This window comes from Streptomyces pristinaespiralis, from assembly GCF_001278075.1.
GTDB classification, from domain to species: Bacteria; Actinomycetota; Actinomycetes; order Streptomycetales; family Streptomycetaceae; genus Streptomyces; species Streptomyces pristinaespiralis.
The window spans coordinates 5,512,790-5,539,053 of sequence record NZ_CP011340.1 but is presented as its reverse complement, the minus strand read 5'-3'; the positions used below and the strand labels follow the sequence as shown (position 1 = coordinate 5,539,053).

Annotated in this window: 23 protein-coding genes and 1 tRNA gene; 16 read left to right on the top strand and 8 right to left on the bottom strand. The window is 70.8% G+C overall.

From position 1 onward, the window contains the following. Positions 1-130 precede the first annotated feature (130 nt). Genes SPRI_RS23615 through SPRI_RS23600 form a run of 4 tightly spaced genes read left to right on the top strand, consistent with a single transcriptional unit; the run spans position 131 to position 5,166 of the window. Positions 131-1,606 carry a pyridoxal phosphate-dependent decarboxylase family protein gene (locus tag SPRI_RS23615; RefSeq protein ID WP_005317266.1) on the top strand — a complete coding sequence of 492 codons (1,476 nt, stop codon included), beginning with the start codon at positions 131-133 and terminating at the stop codon, positions 1,604-1,606. Beyond that, on the top strand, positions 1,590-2,849 hold the full coding sequence (locus SPRI_RS23610; protein ID WP_005317262.1) for a lysine N(6)-hydroxylase/L-ornithine N(5)-oxygenase family protein: 1,260 nt from the start codon (positions 1,590-1,592) through the stop codon (positions 2,847-2,849). The genes SPRI_RS23615 and SPRI_RS23610 overlap by 17 nt, the downstream gene beginning before the upstream one ends. Continuing rightward, complete coding sequence (locus SPRI_RS23605) at positions 2,846-3,397, top strand: GNAT family N-acetyltransferase (protein ID WP_005317259.1); 552 nt, start codon at positions 2,846-2,848, stop codon at positions 3,395-3,397. The genes SPRI_RS23610 and SPRI_RS23605 overlap by 4 nt, the downstream gene beginning before the upstream one ends. Continuing rightward, positions 3,394-5,166 carry an IucA/IucC family protein gene (locus SPRI_RS23600; RefSeq protein ID WP_037774605.1) on the top strand — a complete coding sequence of 591 codons (1,773 nt, stop codon included), beginning with the start codon at positions 3,394-3,396 and terminating at the stop codon, positions 5,164-5,166. Before SPRI_RS23605 ends, SPRI_RS23600 begins: the two co-directional genes overlap by 4 nt. Positions 5,167-5,259: 93 nt before the next feature. Here SPRI_RS23600 and SPRI_RS23595 read toward each other — a convergent pair whose 3' ends face one another. Continuing rightward, a complete protein-coding gene (locus tag SPRI_RS23595) occupies positions 5,260-6,876 on the bottom strand; it encodes a beta-N-acetylhexosaminidase (RefSeq protein WP_053557269.1) in 1,617 nt (538 codons plus the stop codon). 335 nt (positions 6,877-7,211) lie between these two features. Between SPRI_RS23595 and SPRI_RS23590 the strand changes: the two genes are divergently transcribed. Both SPRI_RS23590 and glmS read left to right on the top strand, forming a co-directional pair. Continuing rightward, complete coding sequence (locus SPRI_RS23590; protein ID WP_005317253.1) at positions 7,212-7,478, top strand: hypothetical protein; 267 nt, start codon at positions 7,212-7,214, stop codon at positions 7,476-7,478. 53 nt (positions 7,479-7,531) lie between these two features. Further along, entirely contained in the window at positions 7,532-9,349 is a 1,818-nt protein-coding gene (gene glmS / locus SPRI_RS23585; protein WP_005317250.1) for a glutamine--fructose-6-phosphate transaminase (isomerizing), read from the top strand. Positions 9,350-9,491: 142 nt separating this feature from the next. Here the strand turns inward: glmS and SPRI_RS23580 are convergent, their stop codons facing one another. Both SPRI_RS23580 and SPRI_RS23575 read right to left on the bottom strand, forming a co-directional pair. Further along, a complete protein-coding gene (locus tag SPRI_RS23580) occupies positions 9,492-10,061 on the bottom strand; it encodes an acetate uptake transporter (protein ID WP_037774602.1) in 570 nt (189 codons plus the stop codon). A 233-nt stretch (positions 10,062-10,294) separates the two neighbouring features. Then, positions 10,295-10,816 (bottom strand): universal stress protein, encoded by a 522-nt coding sequence (locus SPRI_RS23575; RefSeq protein ID WP_005317245.1) that lies wholly within the window; start codon positions 10,814-10,816, stop codon positions 10,295-10,297. Positions 10,817-11,118: 302 nt separating this feature from the next. On the opposite strand from SPRI_RS23575, the gene SPRI_RS23570 reads away from it, so the two are divergent. The 4 genes from SPRI_RS23570 (at position 11,119) to SPRI_RS23555 (ending at position 14,079) form a co-directional block, all read left to right on the top strand. Then, a complete protein-coding gene (locus SPRI_RS23570) occupies positions 11,119-11,538 on the top strand; it encodes a hypothetical protein (RefSeq protein WP_238996248.1) in 420 nt (139 codons plus the stop codon). Between the two features lie 387 nt (positions 11,539-11,925). Then, positions 11,926-13,137, top strand: a complete 1,212-nt coding sequence (locus SPRI_RS23565) for a helix-turn-helix domain-containing protein (protein ID WP_053557268.1) — start codon at positions 11,926-11,928, stop codon at positions 13,135-13,137. Between the two features lie 171 nt (positions 13,138-13,308). Next, entirely contained in the window at positions 13,309-13,911 is a 603-nt protein-coding gene (orn, locus tag SPRI_RS23560; RefSeq protein WP_005317240.1) for an oligoribonuclease, read from the top strand. 95 nt (positions 13,912-14,006) lie between these two features. Beyond that, a tRNA-His gene (locus SPRI_RS23555) sits at positions 14,007-14,079 on the top strand. 97 nt (positions 14,080-14,176) lie between these two features. Here the strand turns inward: SPRI_RS23555 and SPRI_RS23550 are convergent. Further along, positions 14,177-15,076, bottom strand: coding sequence for a DUF3626 domain-containing protein (locus tag SPRI_RS23550; RefSeq protein WP_078535340.1), 900 nt, complete (start codon positions 15,074-15,076; stop codon positions 14,177-14,179). Between the two features lie 116 nt (positions 15,077-15,192). Continuing rightward, positions 15,193-16,125: an RNA polymerase sigma factor SigJ gene (sigJ, locus tag SPRI_RS23545; RefSeq protein ID WP_005317237.1), complete on the bottom strand. Its 933-nt coding sequence runs from the start codon at positions 16,123-16,125 to the stop codon at positions 15,193-15,195. A 298-nt stretch (positions 16,126-16,423) separates the two neighbouring features. Between sigJ and SPRI_RS23540 the strand changes: the two genes are divergently transcribed. Next, positions 16,424-16,894 (top strand): carboxymuconolactone decarboxylase family protein, encoded by a 471-nt coding sequence (locus SPRI_RS23540; RefSeq protein WP_005317235.1) that lies wholly within the window; start codon positions 16,424-16,426, stop codon positions 16,892-16,894. Between the two features lie 107 nt (positions 16,895-17,001). Beyond that, a complete protein-coding gene (locus SPRI_RS23535) occupies positions 17,002-17,388 on the top strand; it encodes a DoxX family protein (RefSeq protein WP_037774600.1) in 387 nt (128 codons plus the stop codon). A gap of 74 nt (positions 17,389-17,462) precedes the next feature. On the opposite strand, the gene SPRI_RS23530 is transcribed toward SPRI_RS23535, so the two are convergent. Beyond that, positions 17,463-18,665 (bottom strand): erythromycin esterase family protein, encoded by a 1,203-nt coding sequence (locus SPRI_RS23530; protein ID WP_037774596.1) that lies wholly within the window; start codon positions 18,663-18,665, stop codon positions 17,463-17,465. Between the two features lie 58 nt (positions 18,666-18,723). On the opposite strand from SPRI_RS23530, the gene SPRI_RS23525 reads away from it, so the two are divergent. Beyond that, positions 18,724-19,509: a TioE family transcriptional regulator gene (locus SPRI_RS23525; protein WP_005317230.1), complete on the top strand. Its 786-nt coding sequence runs from the start codon at positions 18,724-18,726 to the stop codon at positions 19,507-19,509. Positions 19,510-20,028: 519 nt separating this feature from the next. Here the strand turns inward: SPRI_RS23525 and SPRI_RS23520 are convergent. Further along, positions 20,029-21,075, bottom strand: a complete 1,047-nt coding sequence (locus SPRI_RS23520) for a LacI family DNA-binding transcriptional regulator (protein WP_005317228.1) — start codon at positions 21,073-21,075, stop codon at positions 20,029-20,031. Between the two features lie 261 nt (positions 21,076-21,336). Here SPRI_RS23520 and SPRI_RS23515 point away from each other — a divergent pair, with 261 nt between their 5' ends. Genes SPRI_RS23515 through SPRI_RS23505 form a run of 3 tightly spaced genes read left to right on the top strand, consistent with a single transcriptional unit; the run spans position 21,337 to position 24,541 of the window. Continuing rightward, on the top strand, positions 21,337-22,647 hold the full coding sequence (locus tag SPRI_RS23515; protein ID WP_005317225.1) for an ABC transporter substrate-binding protein: 1,311 nt from the start codon (positions 21,337-21,339) through the stop codon (positions 22,645-22,647). A gap of 1 nt (position 22,648) precedes the next feature. Next, entirely contained in the window at positions 22,649-23,674 is a 1,026-nt protein-coding gene (locus SPRI_RS23510; RefSeq protein WP_005317223.1) for a carbohydrate ABC transporter permease, read from the top strand. Between the two features lie 18 nt (positions 23,675-23,692). Further along, the gene (locus tag SPRI_RS23505; RefSeq protein WP_005317220.1) at positions 23,693-24,541 is read left to right on the top strand and encodes a carbohydrate ABC transporter permease; all 849 of its coding nucleotides are present in this window, start codon (positions 23,693-23,695) and stop codon (positions 24,539-24,541) included. A gap of 84 nt (positions 24,542-24,625) precedes the next feature. On the opposite strand, the gene SPRI_RS23500 is transcribed toward SPRI_RS23505, so the two are convergent. Then, entirely contained in the window at positions 24,626-26,110 is a 1,485-nt protein-coding gene (locus SPRI_RS23500) for a glycoside hydrolase family 18 protein (RefSeq protein ID WP_037774593.1), read from the bottom strand. Positions 26,111-26,264 lie beyond the last annotated feature (154 nt).

The window sequence follows — 26,264 nt, the reverse complement described above, 5'->3', positions numbered from 1 at the left end:
GTGCCCCGAGGGGGGCGAGGGATCTTCGAGGCTTGAGTTAGGTTAGGCTTACCTTACTTAGGTGTCGCCCTCGCCCCCCTCTTCCTGTCCCCTGAGGCGCGACCACGTCCCCGCCACGGGAGGACATTGCATGCGCTCGCACCTGCTCAATGACATGACGGCGGAGCGTTACCGGCGCTCCGTGACCGAAGGAGTCGAGCGGGTGGCGAACCGACTCGCCACGACCCGACGGCCGTTCACCGGAGTCACCCCCGACGAGCTCGCCCCGGTCGTCTCCGCGATCGACCTCGACCGGCCGCTCGGAGACGCCTCCGCCGCCCTGGACGAGCTGGAGGACGTGTACCTCCGGGACGCCGTCTACTTCCACTCCCCCCGCTACCTCGCCCACCTCAACTGCCCGGTCGTCATCCCGGCCGTGCTCGGCGAAGCGGTCCTCTCCGCGGTCAACTCCTCCCTGGACACCTGGGACCAGAGCGCCGGCGGCACCCTCATCGAGCGCCGCCTGATCGACTGGACCGCCCAGCGGATCGGTCTCGGCCCGGCCGCCGACGGCGTGTTCACCAGCGGCGGCACCCAGTCCAACCTCCAGGCCCTGCTGCTGGCCCGCCAGGAGGCCAAGACCACCGACCTGGCGAAACTGCGCATCTTCAGCTCCGAGTGCAGCCACTTCAGCGTCCAGAAGTCGGCCACCCTTCTCGGGCTCGGCCCCGAGGCCGTCGTCTCGATACCCGTCGACCGCGACAAGCGGATGCAGACCGTGGCGCTCGCCGCGGAGCTGGAGCGCTGCCGCGCCGAGGGCCTCGTCCCGATGGCCGTCGTCGCGACCGCGGGCACCACCGACTTCGGTTCCATCGACCCGCTGCCGGAGATCGCCGAGCTCGCGGGGCTGTACGAGACCTGGATGCACGTCGACGCGGCGTACGGCTGCGGACTGCTCGTCTCACCCGCCCGCCGTCATCTCCTCGACGGCATCGAGCACGCCGACTCCGTCACCGTCGACTACCACAAGTCCTTCTTCCAGCCGGTGAGTTCGTCGGCGGTACTGGTGCGGGACGCGGCCACACTGCGCCACGCCACCTACCACGCCGACTACCTCAACCCGCGGCCCACCGTGGAAGTGGGGGCACCTCCCGCGTCCGGAGGACTGCGGGGGAGGATTCCGAACCAGGTCGACAAGTCCCTGCAGACCACCCGGCGCTTCGACGCGCTCAAGCTGTGGATGACGCTGCGGGTGATGGGCGCCGACGGAGTGGGGCAGCTCTTCGACGAGGTGTGCGACCTCGCCGCCGCCGGCTGGGAGCTGCTCGCCGCCGATCCGCGCTACGACGTGGTCGTGCGGCCGCAGCTGTCCACCCTGGTCTACCGCTACATCCCGCGCTCCGTCACGGACCCCGTCCTGATCGACCGGGCCAACCTCCACGCCCGCAAGGCGCTGTTCGCGTCGGGCGAGGCCGTCGTCGCCGGCACCAAGGTCGGCGGGCGCCAGTACCTGAAGTTCACCCTGCTCAATCCCGAGACGACGACCGAAGACATCGCCGCCGTCCTCGACCTGATCGCCGGCCACGCCGAGCAGTTCCTTGGAGAGAACCTTGTCCACGCCTCTTGATTTCATCGGTATCGGACTGGGTCCGTTCAACCTCGGCCTCGCCTGCCTGACGGAGCCGATCGACGAGCTGAACGGCCTGTTCCTGGAGTCCAAGCCCGACTTCGAGTGGCACTCCGGGATGTTCCTGGAAGGCGCCCATCTCCAGACGCCCTTCATGTCGGACCTGGTCACGCTGGCCGACCCGACCTCGCCCTACTCGTTCCTGAACTACCTCAAGGACCAGGGCAGGCTGTACTCCTTCTACATCCGGGAGAACTTCTACCCGCTGCGGACCGAGTACAACGACTACTGCCGCTGGGCCGCCGCCCGGCTGAGCAGCATCCGCTTCAACACCACCGTCACCTCGGTGTCGTACGACGAAGAGGGCGAGGTGTACGTGGTGCGCACCGCCGACGACGCATTCACGGCCCGCCGCCTCGTCCTGGGCACCGGCACCCCGCCGTACATCCCCGAGGCCTGCCGGGGCCTCGGCGGGGACCTCCTGCACAACTCGCGCTACCTCGACCACAAGGAGGCGCTGCAGAAGAAGAAGTCGATCACTCTCGTCGGCAGCGGCCAGAGCGCGGCGGAGATCTACTACGACCTGCTGTCCGAGATCGACGTGCACGGCTACCGGCTCAACTGGGTGACCCGCTCCCCGCGGTTCTTCCCGCTGGAGTACACCAAGCTGACGCTGGAGATGACCTCCCCGGAGTACATCGACTACTTCCACGCGCTGCCCGAGGAGACCCGCTACAGACTCGAGTCCCAGCAGAAGGGCCTCTTCAAGGGCATCGACTCGGAGCTGATCGACGCGATCTTCGACCTGCTCTACCAGAAGAACCTGAAGGGCCCGGTCCCCACCCGGCTGCTGACGAACTCCGCCCTGCGGACCGCCTCCTACGAGGACGGCACCTACACCCTGGGGCTGCGCCAGGAGGAGCAGGGCAAGGACTACGAGCTGCACACCGAGGGCCTGATCCTGGCCACCGGCTACCGGTACGTCACCCCCGCCTTCCTGGAGCCCGTCGCCGACCGGATCCGTCTCGACGGCCACGGCCGCTTCGACGTCGCCCGCAACTACTCCATCGACACGGCCGGCCGGGAGATCTTCCTCCAGAACGCGGGCGTGCACACCCACTCGATCACCTCGCCCGACCTGGGCATGGGCGCCTACCGAAACGCCTACATCATCGGCGAGCTGCTGGGCAGCGAGTACTACGCCGTAGAGAAGTCCATCGCGTTCCAGGAGTTCGCTGTATGAGCACCACCACCGCCGTCGGTCCCCTCACCGTCCGGCCCCTCGACCCCATGGCGGACGCCGAGCTGCTGCACAGCTGGGTCACCCACCCGAAGGCCGCTTTCTGGATGATGCAGGACGCGAAACTCCAGGACGTCGAGCGCGAGTACATGCGCATAGCGGCGCACGAGCACCACCACGCGTTCATGGGCCTCCACGACGGCGAGCCCGCGTTCCTGATGGAGAGCTACGACCCGCGGTACGTGGAGCTCGTCGGCCTGTACGACCCTGAGCCCGGTGACGTCGGCATGCACTTCCTCGTCGCGCCGACCGACCGGCCCGTGCACGGCTTCACCCTTGCCGTGATCACCGCCGTGATGCGGGAGCTGTTCGCCGATCCGGCGACGAAGCGGGTCGTGGTCGAGCCGGACGTCGGCAACTCGGCCGTGCACCGGCTCAACGAGGCCGTCGGCTTCGTCCCCGCCGAGAAAATAGTGAAGCCGGAGAAAGAGGCTCTGCTGAGCTTCTGCACCCGTGAGCAGTTCGAGGCGGCGACGGCGGTGACCCGATGAACCCCGTGTCCCACCTCACGCCCGACCGCTGGGCGCACGCCAACCGGCTCCTCGTCCGCAAGGCGCTCGCCGAGTTCACCCACGAGCGGCTGCTGGCCCCCGAGCACCTCGGAGACGGCGCCTACCGCCTCGTCGCGGACGACGGCGCGACCGAGTACCGCTTCACCGCCCGCCGCTACGCCCTCGACCACTGGCAGGTGGCCGCCGAATCGATCAGCCGCCACCGCGACGGCGCGCGGCTGCCGCTGGACGCGCTGGAGTTCGTCATCGAGATGCGCGGCTCGCTCGGGCTGAGCGACGAGATCCTGCCCGTGTATCTGGAGGAGATCTCCTCGACCCTCTCCGGCACGGCGTACAAGTCGGCCAAGCCGGTGATCACTGCCGCCGAGCTCGCCGAGGCGGACTTCCAGGCGATCGAGACCGGCATGACGGAGGGCCACCCCTGCTTCGTCGCCAACAACGGCCGGCTCGGCTTCGGCATCGACGAGTACCACGCCTACGCCCCGGAGGCCGCGAACCCGCTCCGGCTGGTGTGGCTGGCCGCTCGCCGCGACCGTGCCGCGTTCACCGCCGGCGCGGGCATCGACTACGAGACGTTCATCCGGGCCGAGCTCGGTGACGACGCCGTGGACCGCTTCGCCAAGACGCTCGCGGACCGGGGCCTCGACCTGGCCGACTACCTGCTGATGCCGGCCCACCCCTGGCAGTGGTGGAACAAGCTGTCCGTCACCTTCGCCGCAGAGATCGCCCAGCAGCGGCTGGTGTACCTGGGCGAGGGCGACGACCGCTACCTGGCGCAGCAGTCCATCCGGACGTTCTTCAACACCGACGCCCCGGCCAAGCACTACGTGAAGACGGCCCTCTCCGTCCTCAACATGGGCTTCATGCGCGGCCTCTCCGCCGCGTACATGGAGGCGACGCCGGCCATCAACGACTGGCTGGCGGGTCTGATCGACGGCGACGACGTGCTGAAGGCCGCCCGCTTCTCGATCATCCGCGAGTGTGCGGCCGTGGGCTACCGCCACCTCGAGTACGAGGCCGCGACCGACCGGTACTCCCCCTACCGCAAGATGCTCGCCGCCCTGTGGCGAGAGAGCCCGGTGGCGTCCCTGGAGGACGGCGAGCGGCTCGCCACCATGGCGTCCCTGCTGCACGTCGACGACGAGGGCGCGTCGTTCGCGGGCGCGCTGATCGCCCGATCGGGCCTGGCGCCCACCGAGTGGCTGCGCGGCTACCTGGACGCCTACCTGCTGCCGGTGCTGCACAGCTTCTACGCGTACGACCTGGTCTTCATGCCGCACGGCGAGAACGTCATCCTGGCGCTCGACGCCGACGGCACGGTCCGGCGGGCGATCTTCAAGGACATCGCGGAGGAGATCGCGGTGATGGACCCGGACGCGGTGCTGCCGCCGTCCGTCGACCGGATCCGGGTGGAGGTGCCGGAGGAGACGAAGATCCTCTCGATCTTCACGGACGTCTTCGACTGCTTCCTCCGCTTCCTCGGCGCGACGCTCGCCGACGAGGAGGTGCTCGCCGAGGACGACTTCTGGCGCACGGTCGCCGAGTGCGTCAGCGCGTACCAGCGCTCGGTGCCCGAGCTGGCGGACAAGTTCGAGCAGTACGACATGTTCGCGGACGAGTTCACGCTCTCCTGCCTGAACCGGCTGCAGCTGCGCAACAACCGGCAGATGGTGGACCTGGCCGACCCGTCGGCCGCGCTCCAGTTCGTCGGCACGCTGACGAACCCGATCGCACGGTTCGCCTCCTAGGCACTTCGCCCAGGAGCGGGCCGGCGCCCGAGAACGGCCGACGCCCGGCGGGATACGGTCCCTCCCGCCGGGCGCCGGTTCCTCGACGGATGCTCACTGCGCGGGCCACGGCACCTGCGGCGAGCGGTAGAAGTCGATGCCGAGCGCCGACAGCCGCGGCCCCTGCGCCGCGAGCCGCACCTTGTAGGTGCCCCAGTCGTGCGTGGACGCCGGTGACCAGCCGAGCTCCGCGACACCCGGCAGACGCGGGAACGCCATCTGGTCGATGTGCGCGTCGGTGGAGATGGTCTCCGTCCACAGCGGCGCCTCCACCCCCTTCACGGCGCTCGCGGGTACGCCCGGCAGGTAGTTCGCCGGATCCCAGTCGTAGGACCGCTGCACTTCGACGTACCCGGCCCAGGCGAGACCCAGCTTGGTCTCCTTGTTGTACTTCATATCCAGGTAGACCCGGTCGGCCGGCGAGAGGATCAGCCCGGTGCCGTTCCTCGCCGCCTCCGCGACCTGTGCCTTCTCCGCCTGGCTGGTGCCGTCGAGGCCCCAGTACTGGGCCAGCGCGCCCTTCTGCGGGGTCGCGCCGGTCACCTGGTGCCAGCCGATGACCTTCTTGCCGTACTCGGCGACGATCGGCTGCACCCTGTTCATGAACGCCACATAGTCCTCGTGGCTGGTGGAGTGCGCCTCGTCGCCGCCGATGTGGATGTACCTGCCCGGCGTGAGCGCGGCCACCTCCCGGATCACGTCGTCCACGAAGTCGTACGTCAGCTCCTTGCGCACGCACAGCGAGCTGAAGCCGACGGCCGTGCCCGTGTAGAGCGGCGGGGCCACGCCGTCGCAGTTGAGCTCGGCGTACGAGGCGAGGGCGGCGTTGGTGTGGCCCGGCATGTCGATCTCCGGCACGACCTCCAGGTAGCGGGTGGCGGCGTAGCGGACGATCTCCTTGTACTGGGCCTTGGTGTAGTGACCGCCGGGGCCGCCGCCGACCTGGGTCGAGCCGCCGTAGGTGGCCAGCCGCGGCCACGAGTCGATGGCGATGCGCCAGCCCTGGTCGTCGGAGAGATGGAGATGAAGCGTGTTGATCTTGTAGAGGGCGAGGTGGTCGATGTAGCGCTTGACCTGCTCGACGGTGAGGAAGTGCCGCGATACGTCGAGCATCGCGCCCCGGTGGGAGTAGCGCGGGACGTCGGTGATCGTGCCGCCCGCGACCTGCCACGGGCCGGGGCGGGCCGTGTCCGCCTCGATCGCGGCGGGCAGCAGCTGACGCAGCGTCTGCACACCGTGGAAGAGGCCGGCCGGCCGGTGCGCGGTGATGGTGACCCCGCCGGGGGCGGACTTCAGGCGGTAGCCCTCCTCGCCCAGTGCGCTCTCCCCCGCGCCGAGCCGCAGGCTGATCGACCTGGCGGCGGGCCGGGTGGTGACCGGCAGGGCGTAACCGGTCGACGGGCGCAGCACTTCGGCGAGGCGCTCTCCGACGGCGCGCGCCTCGGGTGAGGCGTCGGTCCGGATCGTGGCGGCGGCGGTCAGGGTGTAGGGGGCGCCGCCCGGCTCGGCGGAGGCGGGTGCGGGGACGATCTGGCCGAGCGGCCGGACGGTGGCGGCTCTGTCGGCGCCGGAGGCGGCGGCCGGGCCCGAGGCGACGGCGCCGGAGAGGGCGGCCGCCGTGACGAGCAACAGTGAACCGAGGAGACGGGGGATCGGTCTGGGCTGACTCACAGGCTGGCATCCCTTCGACGGGCTTCTCGTCTGTGCGCAGAGCAACCGCTCGATCACCATGCGTACCGCGCGCCTCAACTGCGGTCAAGGTGTAGACCACTTACTCGTACCACCCGAGAGGAAATCACCCGTCGCCGGAAGTCGTCCGGACGGACCGCCCACGCCGGCGTCGGTGGCAGGGGCAGCCCGAATCGTCGGCCGAGGACGGGTACAGCACCCCGGAGCGGACCGCTCCGGACGGGTGTGAGCTATCTCCTGCCCGGATTCGGGCAGGATTCTTGCGAAGAGCGGCGTCCGCCCTCCAGTATCTACGGGTGCTCGAACCTCGCCCGTCTGTGCGCCTGTCGCACGACGACCTCATCGACCACCTGGTGCGCAGCACCGCGCTCCAGCGCGGTGAAGCCGCCCGGGTGGTGCTCGATGTACTGGCGTACTTCGACGAGACGACCGAGGAGTTCGTCCGCCGCCGCCATCGCGAACTCAAGTCCGGCGGCGCGGTGAACACCGAGATCTTCGAGCGGATCGCGGCCGAACTGCCGCACCGCGCAGTGGCGCCGCCGGAGCTCTCGCTCCGCCAGCTGCGCCGCATGGTCTACGGCTGAGCAGCCCCACCGGGGCCGGGCACACTTCTGATCTATGGAGGGGCAGAAACCATATGTGTGGAATTGTCGGATACATCGGCAAGCGTGACGTTGCTCCGCTGCTGCTGGAGGGTCTGCAGCGGCTGGAGTACCGCGGCTACGACTCCGCGGGCGTGGTCATCAGCAGCCCCAAGTCCCCCGGGCTGAAGATGGTCAAGGCCAAGGGCCGGGTCCGTGACCTCGAGGCCCGCGTCCCCAAGCGCTTCGCCGGCACCACCGGCATCGCCCACACCCGGTGGGCCACCCACGGCGCCCCCAGCGACATCAACTCCCACCCGCACCTGGACCCGGAGAACAAGGTCGCCGTCGTCCACAACGGCATCGTGGACAACGCCGCCGAGCTGCGCGTCAAGCTCGAGGCGGACGGGGTCGTCTTCGCGTCGGAGACCGACACCGAGGTCATCACCCACCTGATCGCCCGCTCCCAGGCCACCACCCTGGAGGAGAAGGTCCGCGAGGCCGTCAAGGCGATCGAGGGCACCTACGGCATCGCCGTGATGCACGCCGACTTCGCCGACCGCATCGTGGTGGCCCGCAACGGCTCGCCCGTCGTCCTCGGCATCGGCGAGAAGGAGATGTTCGTCGCCTCCGACGTCGCCGCCCTGGTCGCCCACACCCGCCAGATCGTCACCCTCGACGACGGCGAGATGGCCACCCTGAAGGCCGACGACTTCCGCACGTACACGACCACGGGCGCGTCCACCACCGCCACCCCGGAGACCGTGGAGTGGGAGGCCGCCTCCTACGACATGGGCGGCCACGACACGTACATGCACAAGGAGATCTCCGAGCAGCCCGACGCGGTCGACCGTGTGCTGCGCGGCCGGATCGACGACCGGTTCAACACCGTGCACCTGGGCGGCCTGAACCTCGACGCCCGCGAGGCCCGCGGCATCCGCCGCGTGAAGATCCTCGGCTGCGGCACCTCGTACCACGCGGGTCTGATCGGCGCCGGACTCATCGAGTCCCTCGCCCGTATCCCCGCCGACGCCGAGCCGGCCTCCGAGTTCCGCTACCGCAACCCGGTCGTGGACCCCGACACCCTGTACATCGCCGTCTCGCAGTCCGGTGAGACCTACGACGTCCTCGCGGCCGTCCAGGAGCTCAAGCGCAAGGGCGCCCGCGTCCTCGGCGTGGTGAACGTGGTGGGCTCCGCCATCGCCCGTGAGGCCGACGGCGGCACGTACGTCCACGCCGGCCCCGAGGTCTGCGTCGTCTCCACGAAGTGCTTCACCAACACGGTCGTCGCCTTCGCCCTGCTCGCCCTGCACCTGGGCCGCATCCGCGACCTGTCCGTCGCCGAGGGCAAGCGGATCATCGAGGGCCTGCGCAAGCTGCCCGCGCAGATCAGCGAGATCCTCGAGTCCGAGGCCGACATCAAGAAGCTGGCCGAGGAGTACGCGGACGCCAAGTCGATGATGTTCATCGGCCGGGTGCGCGGCTACCCGGTGGCGCTCGAGGCCTCCCTGAAGCTCAAGGAGATCTCCTACATCCACGCGGAGGCCTACCCCGCCTCCGAGCTCAAGCACGGCCCCCTCGCGCTCATCGAGCCCGCGCTGCCCACCGTGGCGATCGTGCCGGACGACGAGCTGCTGGAGAAGAACCGGGCGGCGCTCGAGGAGATCAAGGCGCGCAGCGGCCGCATCCTCGCCGTCGCCCACCGCGAGCAGGAGAAGGCCGACCACACCATCGTGGTGCCGAAGAACGAGGACGAACTGGACCCGATCCTGATGGGCATCCCGCTCCAGCTCCTCGCCTACCACACCGCGCTGGCGCTCGGCCGGGACATCGACAAGCCGCGCAACCTCGCCAAGTCCGTCACCGTCGAGTAGTCGCGTGGTCGACGGTCGCGGGACCGCTTCATGAGGAACGCCCCCTGTGTGTGCCACCGTGCACACAGGGGGCGTTCCCTTTTCGGCGGACGGGCGCCACCCGCAGCGCCCGCCCCTGGAGCTGCCGTGAGGCCCGCGGGCCTCAGCCGGTGGCCGTCACCCGCCGGCCGGCAGCGCGTCCCGTGAACGTCGGCCACTTGGCGAGCGCCGCCGTCGCGCCGTACCAGGCCACCAGGCCCGCGACCGCGCCGACCCAGCCGCCGGCCTTGGCCAGGCCCTCGTTGCCCGCGAAGGCGGCGATGCCGCCCAGCAGCAGCGCGAGGGTCAGCAGCCCGTACACCCCTTGGCCCAGCACACCGCTGCCGGAGGCGGCGGCGGTCAGCGTCAGCGCGAGCAGCGCCCACAGCAGCATGAACAGGCCCGCCGCCTCGGCCGAGGTCTCGCCGCCCACGGCGGTCCCCCAGGTGAACCAGAAGGCGCCGAGACCGGCGAAGGCCGTTCCCGAACCGCCGTTGCCCGCACGGAACTCGAGCAGGCCGACGACGAAGAGCGCCACTCCGCCGACCCACGTCGCGAGCGCGGCGGCATCGGCGGCGGAGACGTTGTCGATCACTCCGGTGTTGCCCACACCGAAGGCCAGCAGCGTCAGCCCGAGGGCGAGGTTGCCGAGAGTCGAAGTAGAACCAGTTCCCGCAGAGACTCCGTTGTCCACGGCGGGCTCCCTTCCTGTCCTGTGCAGTTGTGCTGCGCCATGTGCTGCAATCCCAGCGACCGGATATCTACCCTTCACAAGCGCACAATCCACCTGTTACGCATGGGTAGATTTCCGTACATGCCTGGTGTGTCAGGGAGTTGACGGTGCCTCACCCGGCAAGCGGTGAAGAGGGGGAAGAAGGGACCGCAGGGACAGCAGGGGAGTTCGGACCGGGGCCGCGGGAGGGCCGGTCAGGGGATCACGACGACCGGGCGCTGCGCGCGCTTCGCGAGCCGTCCCGCGACCGAACCGAAGAGCCGGCCGACGATGCCGTGCGTGGAGCCGACCACGATCGCGTCCGCCGAGTACTCGCGACCGACCTCTTCCAGCTCGTGACAGATGTCGCCGCCGCGCTCGACCAGGATCCAGGGGACCTCGGCGAGGTAGTCCGCGCAGGCCAGCTCGAGACCCAGGACCTCGGTGCGGTGATCGGGAACGTCCACGAAGACGGGCGGCTCACAGCCGGCCCAGACGGTCGTCGGCAGCCGGTTGGCGACATGGACGATGATCAGACCGGATCCGGTCCGCCTTGCCATGCCGATGGCGTAGGCGAGCGCTCGCTCACTGGATGTCGATCCGTCGAAACCGACGACGACTCCGTGCCGGAAGGCGGGATCGCATGAATGGCGTGCTTCTTCAGCCGCCCGCAGGTCCGACAGAGGATCGGCTACCTGCTTGCGGTCCGCGGGTTCGGGGATTTCGTGACCGGCCATCGGTGTCTCGGCGAAGGAGGTCCTCTTCGGAGTGATCGATTGAGGAAGGCTCGTCGGCTGGAGGGGCGGTGGAGCTGTGTCCGGGAATCATCTTCCCCGCCCCATACCCCCAAGGGTACGGCGACACTCCTCTCCTGCCCAGGGCCTGCTGCCCCCATGCGCGACGTTCCAGGGAGCATGCCCGAGCGCGCCCAGGATCGCAATGCCGCTTGGCCACTACAGCCGTCTGCGCGCCACCGGGTGACCGGACGGCCACGGTCCTCGTTGGCCAGTGGGTCACCCCGCAGCCCCCAGGAGCCCCTGTGCCAGCACCACCGCCCGGCCCCCACCGCTCCCCCGGCCCTCCGCCCCGCCGCTGTCCCGCCGCTACCCCCTCCGGACCTGCCCCCACCACCCCGGCCGCCGCGCCCGCACCCTCGCGGCCGGCCGACCCGGGGGCGAGCTCCGCCGGCGACGTCATCCGCTGGGGCGCGTTCAGCTGCCTGCTGGTCCCCGTCGTGCTCGTCGTGTACGGCACCTCCGCCGGCGGCGCGGCCGCCGCGGCCCTCGGGCTCGCCGCGGTCACGGCGGCGTGCCGGGTGCTGCTGCGCCGGTCGGAACGGACGGCGGCACGGTGCCGCGCCCCGGAGGCCGCGCCGCCGGCCGGAGGCCGGCACTCCGGTACCGTCCCCGTGGCGAGGAGGGGCGCGCGGCACGGGTCGAGAGGGGCACCGGGCGGCTGACGGTTTTGTACGCCCGCACCCGTATGTTTTCAGCCAACTTCACTACGCAGGCCGATCCTTGTCGAAATGGCCTGCCAACCCCCTTGTCACCAGGGAAGAAAGGGCTGAAGGCCCCTCTGGCACCCTACGGGGACGGGCCATGCCTGCGATGCGCACTTCCCTGCGGGCCCCCCGAGTGGAACGCTTCGTGATCGAATGCATCGCGCCAAGTTGCCATGTCGACATAGCGGGGCATCCCGAACTTGTCACGCCGGCGCCACGGGACGCAGTAGATTCGATCATGAGTATCGAAGGCCGGGGGACTCGTGCAGAACCGAGGGGAAACGTGCAGGAGCGAAAGGCCCGAAACGAACGGGGAGACGCGTACTTCGAGGGGGGTTTAGCGTCATGAGTCAGGACTCCGCCGCGCCGGAGACGGCACGGAAGCTGTCCGGGCGCCGGCGCCGGGAAGTCGTCGCCGTGCTGCTGTTCAGCGGCGGCCCTATATTCGAAAGTTCCATCCCGCTCTCGGTGTTCGGAATTGACCGTCAGGACGCCGGAGTTCCCCGCTACCGCCTGCTCGTGTGCGGTGGCGAGGACGGACCGCTGAGGACCACCGGCGGTCTGGAACTGACCACGCCGTACGGCCTCGAGGCGATCAGCAGAGCGGGCACCGTCGTGGTGCCGGCCTGGCGCTCGATCACCTCGCCGCCACCGCCCGAGGCGCTCGACGCGCTGCGCCGGGCACACGAGGAGGGCGCCCGCATCGTCGGCCTGTGCACCGGGGCGTTCGTCCTGGCCGCGGCCGGCCTGCTCGACGGGCGCCCCGCCACCACCCACTGGATGTACGCGCCGACCCTGGCGAAGCGCTACCCGTCCGTGCACGTGGATCCGCGTGAGCTGTTCGTCGACGACGGCGATGTGCTCACGTCCGCGGGAACGGCGGCCGGAATCGACCTCTGCCTCCACATCGTGCGCACCGACCATGGCACGGAGGCAGCCGGAGCGCTCGCCCGCAGGCTCGTCGTCCCACCCCGTCGCAGTGGCGGTCAGGAGCGCTATCTCGACAGGTCTTTACCAGAGGAAATCGGCTCGGACCCGCTGGCCGAGGTCGTGTCCTGGGCCCTGGAACACCTCCACGAGCAGTTCGACGTGGAGACGCTGGCCGCGCGTGCCTACATGAGCAGGCGCACGTTCGACCGGCGGTTCCGCTCGCTGACGGGATCCGCCCCGCTCCAGTGGCTGATCACCCAGCGGGTGCTGCAGGCCCAGCGGCTGCTCGAGACCTCCGACTACTCGGTCGACGAGGTCGCCGGCCGCTGCGGCTTCCGGTCCCCGGTGGCGCTGCGCGGCCACTTCCGGCGGCAGCTGGGGTCCTCCCCGGCCGCCTACCGCGCCGCGTACCGGGCCCGCCGTCCGCAGAGCGACCCTGACCGGACGTCGATCCTGGAAGCCGTCGTCCCCGCCCAGGCGGGGCCGGGCGCCAGACGCCCACAGCAGGGGCCCGGCGGGCCTTCCGCCATGGCGTCCGCGGCCGCCGAGCTGGGCAAATCGGTTCCGGAGGCGTACGCGGCGGGTCACGGCAGGCCGAGCCTGCCGGGCCAGCGGAGTGTGCCGTAGAGCGGTTCCGCCGAGAGCGACCCCGGCCCGGTCGGGACGGCGCCCCACAGGGTGCCGTCCCGACCGGGCCGGACGCCGTCCGGCACCGGGTCCGACGGGCGGGTCCCGGCGGGGCGGCCGGGTTGCCCGAGGCCGGTAACGCAGCGCATCCGCCCCCGTAAGGTAGGGCGCATGAACGATCGCATGGTGTGGATCGACTGCGAGATGACCGGGCTCTCGCTGACGGACGACGCACTCATCGAGGTGGCCGCACTGGTCACCGACTCGGAACTGAACGTACTCGGCGAAGGGGTGGACATCGTGATCCGCCCGCCGGACGCGGCGCTCGAGACGATGCCCGAAGTGGTGCGCCAGATGCACACCACCTCGGGTCTCCTCGACGTCCTGGCGGACGGAAAGACCCTCGCGGACGCGGAGGAGCAGGTCCTCTCCTACATCCGCGAGCACGTCAAGGAGCCCGGCAAGGCCCCGCTGTGCGGCAATTCGGTCGGCACCGACCGCGGTTTCCTGCTGCGTGACATGCCGACGCTGGAGGCCTTCCTCCACTACCGGATCGTCGACGTCTCCTCGATCAAGGAGCTGGCCCGCCGCTGGTACCCGCGGGCGTACTTCAACAGCCCGGAGAAGAGCGGCAACCACCGGGCACTGGCCGACATCCGCGAGTCCATCGCCGAGCTCCGCTACTACCGCGAGGCGGTCTTCGTCCCGCAGCCCGGCCCCGACTCGGAGACGGCGAAAACCATCGCGGCCAAGTACGTGCTGCCCGCGCAGTAACGACGGGCGCCCCCACCGGCGCGAAACCCTGGCGCGAGCACCCGCTCGGACCCTGTACACTTTTTCTCGGCCGGTCGGGAGAAAGACCGGTCGTGGTGGGTATAGCTCAGCTGGTAGAGCACCTGGTTGTGGTCCAGGATGTCGCGGGTTCGAGTCCCGTTACTCACCCTTACTGATGCAAGGGCCCCGGTCTTCGGACCGGGGCCCTTGTCGTGTCCGGCCTTGCCGTGTCCCGGGGCCCTTGTCGTGTCCGGCGCCGGGCCGCTCAGCGCGGGCCGTCCAGCACCGGCTCTCCGCCGTGCTGCCGGCCCACGGAGGCACCGGCAGCCCCCGGGGGCGCCCCGAAGCGCGCGAGGCAGTGCCACACCTTCTTGACCGCCTGCGGGTCGTAACGGCCCGCGCGTACGGCGTCCCCGACGATGCGCGCGTCGAGCAGGCCGTCCACCGCGATCCGCGCGCCCAGGTCGACGTACTCCTGGCCCCGGTAGGCCGGGTACCGGCACAGCTCCCCGACCGTGAGACGGAAGCCGGGATGCCACTCCACCGGGCACGGCAGACGCCGGGCGGCCTCCTCGACATCCGTCCCCCGGTAGCAGGGGTCAAGGACAAGCGCCTCCACGTCGCGGTCCAGCCGGACCTGCCCGTGCACCTGCGCCTCTATGTAGTCGTCCAGTGCGTCCTGGCGGTCGGCGAGGGCGAGCTCGATGAGGCCCATGCGGTCGGCGACGCCGAAATCCGAGGGATCGACGCAGCTGTCCGGGTAGCAGAACGTGGTGCGCGCCGGGGTGTGCGCCGCGAGGCGGAAGTGGGCGGAGCCGAACCGCGGCGCCGCTCCGACCGGCTTGCGGCGGAAGTTCAGCGCCCCGTAGACGGGGCGCTCCCAAGCGGCCGCGTCGTCGTACGCGCCACCGAAGATCCGGCTCTCCCACCGCCACCGGTCACCGCCGGGAAAGGCGGTCAGGCCCCCGTTGCTCGTTCCTGTGACGAACTGCGAGACGTAGACACCGGACTCCGCCAGCGCTTCCAGGATGGGCCTGCCGTGCGCCGTACGGTCCGGGTGGAAGTTGAGGGTCACCCGCAGCGCCGGGTCCAGGGGCCGGCCCGACGAGAGCTCCGTCACATGCCGAAGGGCCCGGTCTGCCGCATCGAGGGCGTCTGAGCTCATCCGCGCAGTGTGCCGGAGCTGAATCGCCGGTGCACCCGGTTTACGCGACCGGTCGGAGCAGGGCGCGGCCCGCCGTCGTCGCGAACGCCGGGCGGCGGCACGAAGGCCGGCCCGGTTCACTTCCCCGGCAGCAGCGCCACGTCGGACACCGGTCCGAGATGACGGAGCTTGTCGGGATTGGACACCGAACGGATCGCCTGGACCACGCCGTCGGCGATGTCGAGTTCGATGACGCTGATCACACGGCCCTCCGCGTCCTGCCACACGACGCCCGGCCGGCCGTTGACCAGGACCGGCCGGAGGGAGGCACCGAGCCCGCGGCCCAGACGGAACCCGCCGACGAGCAGCTGCGCGCCGAGCCTCGGCTCGGTCACCGGCTTGCCGATCGTGCGCGTCCTGCCGCCACCGTCCCCGTAGAGCACCGCGTCCGGGGCGAGCATGCCGAGCAGCGCGTCCATGTCACCGCCCTCGGCGGCCTCGAAGAACCTGCGGGCGAGTTCCTCGCTCTCCGCGCGCCGTTCCGGGGGCGGCGCGCTGTCCGGCGCCTTCGCTCCGGCGGCGACGCGCTGCCTGGCGCGCGAGAAGATCTGGCGGCAGTTCACCTCGGACTTGCCGGTGAACCGCGCCACCTCCGGGTAGCCGTACTCGAACACCTCGCGCAGCACGAACACCGCCCGTTCCATCGGTGAGAGCGACTCCAGCAGCACGAGGAACGCCATCGACAACGAGTCGGCCAGCTCGGCGTGTTCGGCCGGTCCGTGCCTGTCGACGGACACCACGACCGGCTCGGGCAGCCATTCGCCGACGTACGTCTCCCGCCGCACCCGCGCCGAACCGAGGTGGTTGATGCCCAGCCGCGTCACCGTCGTGGTCAGGTACGGCTTCAGGTCGGCGATCGCGGTTCCCGCCCGGTGCGCCCTGGTCAGACCGAGGAACGCGTCCTGCACGATGTCCTCGGCATCGCCGACCGACCCGGTCATGCCGTAGGCGATGGAGAACAGCAGGGGGCGCAGGCCCGCCGCCTCCGTCCCGTCCGTCGATCCCGGCATCCGGACCCCTCCCCGCCTCGCGTACCGCGGCTCCCCGTCTCCCCGCCCTCTCGTCCGAGGACGCTTCCGCACGGCGTTCCCGCAGGCTATCCGAGGCGATCGACGGCGCCGGCGGGGCGGTGGGCCCGGAGTGCGGGACGCGCTGAACTCCTTCGCCGGCCCTGACGGCAGAGCGTCGCGGCAGAGGCCGGCGGCAGGGCCGCCACGGAGAGAGACGTACGTCACATCCACAGCCGTCACAGGTCGCCGGGCCGCCTTGTCCTAGAGGGCGACAACGGACAACGACAAGGAGTGGACGATGGACGCCCGCCTGAACCTCTTCGACAACCCGGTGGCGAGCAAGACCCTGAAGCACTTCGTCGCGGCAGGCAAGGCGCTCGCGGACGACCTGCCGGCCTCGACGCGCGAGCTGGTACTGCTCCGCGCCAGTCAGATCAACGGCTGCGGCTTCTGCGTGGACATGCACACCAAGGACGCCGCGCACGCCGGCGAGAGCTCCACCCGTCTCCATCTGGTCGCGGTGTGGCGCGAGGCCACGGTGTTCACGGATGCCGAACGCGCCGCCCTGGAGCTGACCGAGCAGGGCACCCGCATCGCCGACGCGGCCGGTGGTGTCACCGACGAGGTCTGGGCGAACGCCGCCAAGCACTACGACGACGCCCAGTTGGGCGCACTGGTGTCCGTCATCGCCCTCATCAACGCCCTCAACCGCCTGAACGTCATCACCCGGCAGCCGGCCGGCGACTACCAGCCCGGCCAGTTCGGATAACCGGGACCTTCACACCCGGCGGGCGCGCCCTGCCACCGCCGGTGGCAGGGCGGGCCTCGCCGGGCGCGCTCCGACCAGTCCCGTCCCAGCTCGCAAGGAGAAACCTCATGAATGTCGCTCTGTGGATCGTTGCCGGACTGCTTGCGGCCGCCTACCTGGCCAGTGGCGCCGGCAAGATCGTCCTGTCGAAGGAGAGGATCGCCGCATTCGGGCCCAGCGCGGAATGGACCGAGGATTTCAGCGCCGGCGGCATCAAGGCCATCGGAGTTCTCGAGGTCCTCGGCGCGGTCGGTCTGATCCTGCCGGCCGTGCTCGACATCGCGCCGGTTCTGGTCCCGCTCGCCGCCGTCGGTCTGGCGATGGTCATGGTGGGTGCCGCCATCACACGCCTACGGCGTCACGAGACCACGTTGATGCTGGTGGACCTCGGTTATGTCGCCCTGTTCGTCTTCGTGGCCTGGGGCCGGTTCGGTCCCGAGTCGTTCGTCGGCTGACGAGGCGGCGTCCGCCTGGACCCCGCCTCGCACGGCCGGTGGGCCGAGGGACCGGGGAACACCGGCCGAGGCGTTCAGCTCTGCGGGACGTCCGTGACGAACACGATGCCGTCGGTACCCGCGAGGTGGGCCGGGTCGAGTGGCGCGTAGCCGTAGTAGGGAGACACCCGGGGGGCGGGCCGCGTGTCGCCGAGGGCGGTGGCCAGCCGGGGCGCGTCGACGAGGCAGCGGTCCTGCGGGAGCGCGTACAGGAGCCCTTCGACGGTGTCCGGCGGCGGGGTGTCCACACCCTGGTGCGGGATCGTGCCGAGCGCCGTGGCCAGGAAGGCGTACCCGTCGCCCAGTTGAGCACTCACCAGCGCCCCGGCGCTCCACCACTCCAGCGGCAGGCCGCCCATCCTCATCGTGCTCTTGTTCCGCTGCAGATGGCCGTTGTGGGCGTGGACCAGTGCCGGACCCCGGTCGGCGACGGCGAGGAGGTTGTCGGCCATCATCCTGTCCCGCACGCCCACCAGCCGTGCCAGACGGCCCGGCGAGGTGTCGGCCATCCAGAAGTGGTAGCGCAGCAGGCCGAGGGCGGTGCGTCCGTACAGGTGCGCCCGGTAGCGGTCTTCCGGTGAGGTCGCCGTCATCAGGTGCGGCGTCTGCTCGTCGAGCAGCGCCCTCAGATCGTCGGCGAGCAGCCGCAGTTCCCCGGCCTCGGCCGAGCGCCCCACGGACCGGGCCGGGTCCCTCATCGCGGCGGGTTCGGTCCACCGGTCGTCGGCGCCGAGCAGGCGGTCGAGGGTCTCCGCGGAGCAGGGGAGCAGGTCCGCGTCCACGTGGGCGGCGAGGTAGCCGTGGAGTGCGGTGAGGGCCTGCCGGGGGCTCGCGGCGCCGGTGATCTCCAGCGGGCCGTCGAAACCGGCGAAGCGGAGGTGCTCGGAGGCGGGCCGGCCGTCGTTGTAGGCGCGCATCCAGCGCACGAGCTCGCGGTTGGCTGCGAACGCGCCCCACCCGTGGCTGATGCCGCGCTCCATGACCTCGTCGAGGGTGCCCCTGCCCGAGGTGACGTAGTCGTCCACGACCAGGCCGGCCAGGCAGTCGCTCTCGATCGTGATCGTCCGGTAGCCCTCCCGTTCGACGAGCTGCCGGAAGAGGTCGTTGCGCACCTCGAGCAGAAGCTCCTCGCCGTGGGTGGGCTCGCCCAGTGCGAGCAGCCGCGGCCGGACTCGGAGCAGTTCCATGACGGCGGCGGCCTCGACGGCATGGGCGGTGTCCTGGATGTCAGTAGCCATGCACTCAACGCTATCGTTGAACCTTCGGTTGAAACTTTTCCGCGAAGTGGGCAGTGCCATGGGGACAAAGCTTCAAAACGGTGAACGGCTCAGGCCGGTCGACCTGGCGCGCGGGCACGGTCTGTCGACGCAGGCGGTCAGGAACTACGAGGAGGCCGGCATCCTTCCGGCCGCCGGCCGCACCCCCCACGGCTACCGCACCTACACCTCGCTGCACGCGGGTGCCCTGCGTGCGTTCCTCGCGCTGGTGCCGGGCCACGGTCACCGGACCGCGGCGTCGATCATGCGGGCGGTGAACGAGGGCGCGACCGAGGAGGCGTTCCGCCTCATCGACGAGAGCCACGCCCAGCTCCTCGACGACCGCCGGACCCTCCGGGCCGTGGAGAACGCCCTCCGCGACCTCGGGCCCGCCACGGCGTCCGGACCGGATCCAGGGGGCGAGCGGGGTACGGCGCCCCGGCCCGGTGCCGGTACCGGGCCGGCCTCGGCGTCCCCGGCGGGCGGCACGTTCATCGGGCCGCTGGCGGTGAAGCTGGGCATCCGGCCCGCGACGCTGCGCAAATGGGAGCGGGCCGGGCTGGTGTGCCCGCGCCGCGACCCGCTGACCGGGTACCGCGTCTACGACGAGGCCGACGTACGGGACGCCCGGCTGGCCCACCAGCTCAGGCGCGGCGGCTACCTCCTGGAGCAGATCGCCCCGCTGATCGCCCAGGTCCGGGCGGCCGGCGGACTGGAGCCGCTGGAGGCAGCACTGCGCGACTGGCACGGCCGACTGGCCGCCCGCGGGCGGGCGATGCTGACGGGGGCCGCCGAGCTCGAGGCGTACCTCCGCGAGCGGGAATGAGACCTCGACCGCGTACCGAAGCGGCGGCCGGCCGCAGCGGCCCCCGGCCCGCGAAGCGCCCGGCGGGAGCCGCCGCCGGACGAGGTCCCGCCGGACTACGAGGCCCCCGCCGAAGCGATCGCCGGACCACGCACCCCCCGGCCGAAGCGGCCACCGGACTACGAGGCCCCCGCCGAAGCGGTCGCCGGCCCACGCACCCCCCCGGCCGAAGCGGCCACCGGGCCACGCACCCCCCGGTCGAAGCGGTCGCCGGACGAGGTCCCGCCGGACCACGAAGCGGCCGACCGAAGCCGTCACCGGACTACGAGGCCCCGCCGAAGCGGTCGCCCGGACCACCGACCCCCGGCCGAAGCGGCCACCCGGTCCGCAACGCGCCCGGGTCGAAGCGGCCACCGGCCCACAATGCGCCCGGGTCGAAGCGGCCACCGGGCCACAATGCGCCCGGTCGAAGCGGCCGCCGGACGAACCAGCTGCCCGACCACAAGGCCCCCGGCCAAGACCGCACCCCAGGCCGGGCCGTCACGACGAGTCCCGAACCACCAGTTCCGTGGGCAGCACGATCTGGGGCCGTTCCGGTGACGGGCCCGCGATCTCCTCGAGCAGGACCCGGGCCATCGTGCGTCCCATCTCCTCCGTCGGCTGGCGCACGCTGGTGAGCGCCGGGTCCATGTGGCGGGCCACCGCCGAGTCGTCGAAGCCGACGAGGGCCACATCGTCCGGGATGCGGCGGCCCGACTCGCGCAGTACGTGCCGGGCGCCGGAAGCCATCACGTCGGAGGCGGCGAAGACCGCGTCCAGGTCGGGGCGGTCCTCGAGCAGCTTGCGCATCGCGAGGCGGCCGCCCTGCTCGGTGAAGTCGGCCACGGCCGTCAGCCGGGGGTCGTCGTCCAGACCCGCGCCGGCCACGCCGGAGCGGTAGCCGTCCAGGCGGCGCTGGGCGCCGTACACGTCCAGCGGGCCGGTGATCGTCGCGACGGTGCGGCGCCCCCGGGCGGTCAGGTGGGCGACGGCCGCCCGCGCGCCCTCGAAGTTGTCGGAGTCGACCGCCGCCAGCGTCTCGTCCGCCGAGCGGCGGCCGCTGATCACCACCGGGATGGAGAGCTGCTCCAGCAGGTCCGGCAGCGGGTCGCCCGCGTGCATCGAGACAAGCAGCACACCGTCGACCCGGTGTGCGGCGAGGTACTGCGCGAGTGTCTTGCGCTCGCGGTCGTTGCCCGCGAGCGTCAGCAGCAGCTGCATCTCGGTGTCGGCGAGGGCGGCTCCGACACCGCGCACCATCTCGGAGAAGTACGGCTCGGCGAAGAAACGGTCCTTCGGCTCGGGGACGACGAGCGCCACGGCGTCCGTACGGTTGCCCGCGAGCGCACGGGCCGCCCGGTTGGGGACGTAGCCCAGTTCGGCGACGGCCGCCTCGACCAGCGCACGGGTCTCCGCGCTGACGCGCGGCGAGCCGTTGATCACCCGGGAGACCGTCCCGCGTCCGACCCCCGCCCGCGCGGCGACCTCTTCGAGGGTGGGCAGACCGGTGGTCCGCCCCCCGTTCCCCGTACGGATGGTCCGAGACATCGTGTCCGCCTCCCCAGGCTGCCCAGGCGGAGAACATAACGCGCCGCGGCGCCTCGGATCTCCCCCATCGGGCGACGAATCCGGCCGCATCACCATGGGAGCGCTCCCACTCCCCCGCGGCTACCTGATTCGGCAAAGCCGCAGGCCACCGCCCGTGCCACGGCTGTGGTCGGCGTGCTAAAAGTACGGGTCCCACACAAGTACGGCCGCGGGCGGCACGTCAGGACCCGGGGGTGGCGGCACTCCCCGAAGGAGGTCGTCATGCGCAGAACCGCAATCCTCGCGGTCGTCGTCGCGCTGGGCGCCGCGCTCCTCTCCGGCTGTGCCAAGGACAGCGAAGAGCCGGGCGACGCCGCCTACGACAGCGGTGGCGGCGAGGGCAGGACGACCATCACGGTGGGCGTCTTCGGCGCCTTCGGTCTCAGAGAGGCGGGGCTGTACGAGGAGTACATGAAGCTCCACCCGGACATCCGGATCAAGCAGACCTCGATCCAGCGGAACGAGAACTACTACCCCCAGCTGCTCACCCACCTCAGCACCGGCAGTGGTCTCGCCGACATCCAGGCCGTCGAGGTCAACAACATCGCGGAGGTCACCGCGACCCAGGCGGACCGGCTCGTCGACCTGGGCAGGACAGAGGGCGTCAGCAAGGACGCGTTCCTCGGCTGGAAGTGGGCGCAGGGCACCACCAAGGACGGGAAGACGGTCGGTCTCGGCACCGACATCGGCCCCCAGGGCATCTGCTACCGCAAGGACCTCTTCGCGAAGGCCGGGCTGCCGACCGACCGCGAGGAGGTCGGCCGGCTGTGGACCGGGGACTGGAACAAGTACCTGGAGACGGGCAGGAAGTACCAGGCCCGGGCGCCCGAGGGGACCTCCTTCGTCGACTCCGCCTCGGGCGTACTGGCGGCCGTCACGGGCAGCAACGAGAAACGCTTCTACGACGAGAGCGGCGAGATCGTCTACAAAGAAAGCCCGGCCGTGAAGCAGGCCTGGGACCTCGCCGCCGCGTTCGCCACGGAGAGACTGACCGGCAGGCTCCAGCAGTTCACACCGTCGTGGGACCAGGCCATGTCCAACGGCGCCTTCGCCACCGTGTCCTGCCCCGCCTGGATGCTCGGCCACATCCAGGACAAGGCAGGCGCCGCCGGCAAGGGCAAGTGGGACGTCGCCGCCGCGCCACGGCCGGGCAACTGGGGCGGCTCGTTCCTGGTCGTGCCGAAGACGGGCGACCACACCGCGGAGGCGGCGAAGCTCGCCGCCTGGCTGACCGCTCCGGAGCAGCAGGCGAAGCTGTTCACCGAGCGCGGCAGCTTCCCCAGCGCCGAGGCCGCCTACGCGCTGCCCGCCGTGGCCGACGCGAAGCACCCGTACTTCGGTGGCGCGCCCATCGGGAAGATCTTCTCGCGGGCGGCCCAGGACGTCCCGGTGCAGATCGTGGGGCCCAAGGACCTGATCATCGCGCAGAACCTGGCCGACATCGGCATGCTCCAGGTGGACCAGAAGGGCCGCAGCCCGGAAGAGGGCTGGGACGCGGCGGTCAAGGCGATCGACAACGCCCTGGACGAGTGACGTGCCGGAACCCGCACACGGCAGGCCCGTCGCGCACGTCAAGGACCCCGGGGCCTCGGGTCACGCCGTCGACGGCACGGCTCCGCGCGGCACGGACGCCGCCGCGCGGCGGCGCCGGGACAGGCGCTCACGCCGCTACCGGCGCGACGTCAGATGGAGCCCGTACGCCTTCGTCGCCCCGTTCTTCCTCTTCTTCCTCGCCTTCGGCCTCTTCCCGCTGCTCTACACCGGCTGGGCCTCGCTGCACCGGGTGGAGCTCACCGCGCCCACCGACATGGAGTGGGTCGGGCTGCGCAACTTCTCGCGCCTCCTCGAGGACGAGTTCTTCTGGAACGCGCTCAGGAACACGGTCACCATCGGACTGATGTCGACCGTGCCCCAGTTGCTCATGGCGCTCGGCATCGCACATCTGCTCAACTACCGGCTTCGCGGCTCGATGTTCTTCAGGGTGGCCGCCCTCACCCCGTACGCGACGTCCGTCGCCGCCGCGACGCTCGTCTTCGTGCTGCTCTTCGGCCGTGACTACGGAATGGTCAACTGGGCGCTGGGGCTGGTCGGTATCGGTGACGTCGACTGGCAGAACGGGCAGTGGACCTCACAGCTGGCGGTCTCGACGATCGTGATCTGGCGCTGGACCGGTTACAACGCGCTGATCTATCTCGCCGCGATGCAGGCCGTGCCGAAGGACCTGTACGAGTCGGCCGCGCTCGACGGGGCCTCGCCGTGGCAGCAGTTCATCCATGTCACGGTGCCGTCCCTGCGCCACACGATCCTTTTCACCTGTGTGGTCTCCACGATCGGCGCGACCCAGCTGTTCGGCGAGCCGCTGCTGTTCAGCGGCGGGGCGGGCGCGACGGGCGGCGCGGACCACCAGTTCCAGACGCTCGGTCTCTATCTGTACGAGCAGGGGTGGGTGAACCTGCACCTGGGCCGCGCCTCCGCGATCGCCTGGGCGATGTTCCTGATCCTGCTGGTCGTCGGCGCGGTGAACTGGCTGATCGCGCGCCGCCTGGGCAAGAGCGCGTAGCGCGGAGCGGAGACGACGATGACAGGGCGCAAGGGACGGGCGGGACGGCACCTGCACGGCGGGAAGTTCGCCTACGCGGCCCTGATCGTGTTCACCGCCGGTTCCCTCTTCCCACTGGTGTGGACGGCGATCGCCGCCTCCCGCACCAACACGCGGCTCGCCCAGACTCCCCCGCCGTTCTGGTTCGGAAGCAGACTCTTCCGCAACCTGGAGATCGCCTGGACCGACGCGAACATGGGCACCGCGCTGCTCAACACGACCGTCGTCGCCGGGTCGGTCGCCGCGGGCACCGTGGTCTTCTCCACGTTCGCCGGGTACGCCTTCGCCAAGCTGCGGTTCAGGTTGAAGAACGCGCTGCTGCTGCTCGTCATCGGCACGATGATGGTGCCGCCGCAGCTCAGCGTCGTCCCCCTGTACATGCTGATCGCCGAACTGTCCTGGACCGACCAGCTCCAGTCCGTCATCCTGCCCACACTGGTCAGCGCCTTCGGTGTGTTCTTCATGCGCCAGTACCTGATGGAGGCGCTGCCGGGCGAGCTGATCGAGGCCGCCAGGGTCGACGGCGCCGGCAGTCTGCGCGTGGTGTGGCACATCGTCTTCCCGGCGGCGCGGCCGGCGATGGCCGTCCTCGGAATGCTGACGTTCGTGATGGCCTGGAACGACTTCTTCTGGCCGATCCTCGCGCTCACGCAGAGCGGCAACCCGACGGTGCAGGTGGCGCTGGCGGGCCTCGGCCAGGGGTACATCCCCGACCAGTCGGTGATCATGGCGGGGGCGCTGCTGGGGACGCTGCCGTTGCTGATCGCGTTCGTCGTCTTCGGCAGGCAGATCGTCGGGGGCATCATGCAGGGCGCCGTCAAGGGCTGACGGCTCCGGGGCGGCGGGAGGCGTGGCGGCGCCCCGGGCGGGTGGGGCCTGCCCGGGGCGTCGCCGTGGGGGGCGGGAGGGTGGCTACTTGTAGGCGGAGAAGGCCTTGGTGAAGGCCAGCGGCTCCTGGAGGATCGAGCTGCACGTGGCGTCCGCCGCTGGCTTCTCCCCGCCCGCGCACTGCTTGTCGCGGGTGGAGGACCACATCGACAGCCAGCCCAGGTTCTTCGACTCGGCGAACTTCACCAGCTGGGTGGCGTCGTCGACCTTGAAGATCTCCGTGACCACGTCGTTCACGCCGATCATCGGAGTGACCGCGACGGCCTGCCAGGCGGCCGCGTCCGAGAGCCCGAGCACACCCTTGATCTGCGCCTGGGTGGCGGTGGCCGCCTGGATCGCGTACTCGCCCATGTCACCGCTGTACGCCGGGCCGTAGTCCATCGCCATGATGTTGACCGCGTCGACGCGTACGCCGCTCTTCTTGGCGTCGGCGACCAGGTCCACGCCGGGCTGGGTGAGGCCCTCGGGCATGACGGGCAGGGTGAAGGAGACGTTCAGGCCCGGGTGCAACTTCTGGAGCTGCGCGATGGCCTGCGAGCGCCGTGAGTTGGCGGCGGTGTCGGGCAGCGCGGCGCCCTCGACGTCGAAGTCGACCTTGGTGAGCTTGTAGGTGTCGATGACCTTGCCGTACGCCTTGGCCAGGTCGTCGGCGGAGGAGCAGTTCAGCGCCAGCTCGTGGCCGGCCGCGCCGCCGAAGGAGACCCGGACGTCGCCGCCCTTGGCCCGCAGGGCGCCGATCTGGGCGGCGACCTTGTCGTTCGCCAGGTCGGTGACGCCGCCCCACAGCGGGGCGCAGCCGCCGCCGGAGGTGATGAAGGCGAGGTTGAACTCCTTGACGCCCGTCTTCGCCGCCGTGTCGAGCATGTCGTAGGCCGGGTACAGCGAGGTGTCGATGTACGGCGCGTAGCGCGCCGCCTCACCGGGCTTCGGGGTCCCGGTCGGCGTGGGTGCCGGGGTGGCCGTGGCGGTGGCGGTGGCGGTGGGTGTGGGTGTCGGCTGCCGGGTCGGGGTGGCGGTCGGCGTCGGCGTGGGCTGCTCCGTGGGCCGGCCGCTCGGCTGCGGCGTGGCCCCGTCGTCGATGGAGCACTTGATCTCGTCTATGAGACAGGCCGTCGGGTCGGCGGCCTCACCGCTCGCGGAGGTGACGAAGCCGACGGTGACCGAGGCGCCCGGCGCGAGGCTCTTGTTCCAGCTCGCGGGCTTCACCGTGACCTGCTGCCCGTCCACGGTGTGCTCGCCGTTCCACAGGGAGCTGATCCTCGTCCCGGCGGGCAGGTCGAACTCGAGGGTCCAGTCCGTCCGGGCCTCGCCGGTCTCGTTGGTGATGACGTACTGGCCGGTGTAACCGCCGTCCCAGGTACTGGTCCTGGTGTAGGCGGCGCCGACCGCCGCGGCCTGGGCGGTGCCGGTGAGGACGACCGCCGCGCCGCCGATCACAGCGGTCACGACGACCGCGCCGACCGCCTTGGTCCTGACGCTCGCCCTGCGCCGGTGCGTACTGCTGCCCATCGGGTGCCTGCCTCTGCGTGCGGAGTGGGGGGTGGTGCGCTGCACGCTAGCGGCCCCGAACCGGACAAATGGCCGATCGGTGACGGCGGTCGGTCTTCTTAGGGCGCGCTTAAGGGAGGCATCGGAAGCGATTAATGATGCACGCCGGGAAGGC

Coding starts and splice junctions, on each gene's coding strand:
- SPRI_RS23615 (WP_005317266.1), top strand. CDS start 131: ATGCGCTCGCACCTGCTCAATGACATGACGGCGGAGCGTTACCGGCGC.
- SPRI_RS23605 (WP_005317259.1), top strand. CDS start 2,846: ATGAGCACCACCACCGCCGTCGGTCCCCTCACCGTCCGGCCCCTCGAC.
- SPRI_RS23600 (WP_037774605.1), top strand. CDS start 3,394: ATGAACCCCGTGTCCCACCTCACGCCCGACCGCTGGGCGCACGCCAAC.
- glmS (WP_005317250.1), top strand. CDS start 7,532: ATGTGTGGAATTGTCGGATACATCGGCAAGCGTGACGTTGCTCCGCTG.
- SPRI_RS23575 (WP_005317245.1), bottom strand. CDS start 10,816: ATGGCCGGTCACGAAATCCCCGAACCCGCGGACCGCAAGCAGGTAGCC.
- SPRI_RS23565 (WP_053557268.1), top strand. CDS start 11,926: ATGAGTCAGGACTCCGCCGCGCCGGAGACGGCACGGAAGCTGTCCGGG.
- orn (WP_005317240.1), top strand. CDS start 13,309: ATGAACGATCGCATGGTGTGGATCGACTGCGAGATGACCGGGCTCTCG.
- SPRI_RS23550 (WP_078535340.1), bottom strand. CDS start 15,076: ATGAGCTCAGACGCCCTCGATGCGGCAGACCGGGCCCTTCGGCATGTG.
- sigJ (WP_005317237.1), bottom strand. CDS start 16,125: ATGCCGGGATCGACGGACGGGACGGAGGCGGCGGGCCTGCGCCCCCTG.
- SPRI_RS23540 (WP_005317235.1), top strand. CDS start 16,424: ATGGACGCCCGCCTGAACCTCTTCGACAACCCGGTGGCGAGCAAGACC.
- SPRI_RS23535 (WP_037774600.1), top strand. CDS start 17,002: ATGAATGTCGCTCTGTGGATCGTTGCCGGACTGCTTGCGGCCGCCTAC.
- SPRI_RS23530 (WP_037774596.1), bottom strand. CDS start 18,665: ATGGCTACTGACATCCAGGACACCGCCCATGCCGTCGAGGCCGCCGCC.
- SPRI_RS23525 (WP_005317230.1), top strand. CDS start 18,724: ATGGGGACAAAGCTTCAAAACGGTGAACGGCTCAGGCCGGTCGACCTG.
- SPRI_RS23520 (WP_005317228.1), bottom strand. CDS start 21,075: ATGTCTCGGACCATCCGTACGGGGAACGGGGGGCGGACCACCGGTCTG.
- SPRI_RS23515 (WP_005317225.1), top strand. CDS start 21,337: ATGCGCAGAACCGCAATCCTCGCGGTCGTCGTCGCGCTGGGCGCCGCG.
- SPRI_RS23505 (WP_005317220.1), top strand. CDS start 23,693: ATGACAGGGCGCAAGGGACGGGCGGGACGGCACCTGCACGGCGGGAAG.
- SPRI_RS23500 (WP_037774593.1), bottom strand. CDS start 26,110: ATGGGCAGCAGTACGCACCGGCGCAGGGCGAGCGTCAGGACCAAGGCG.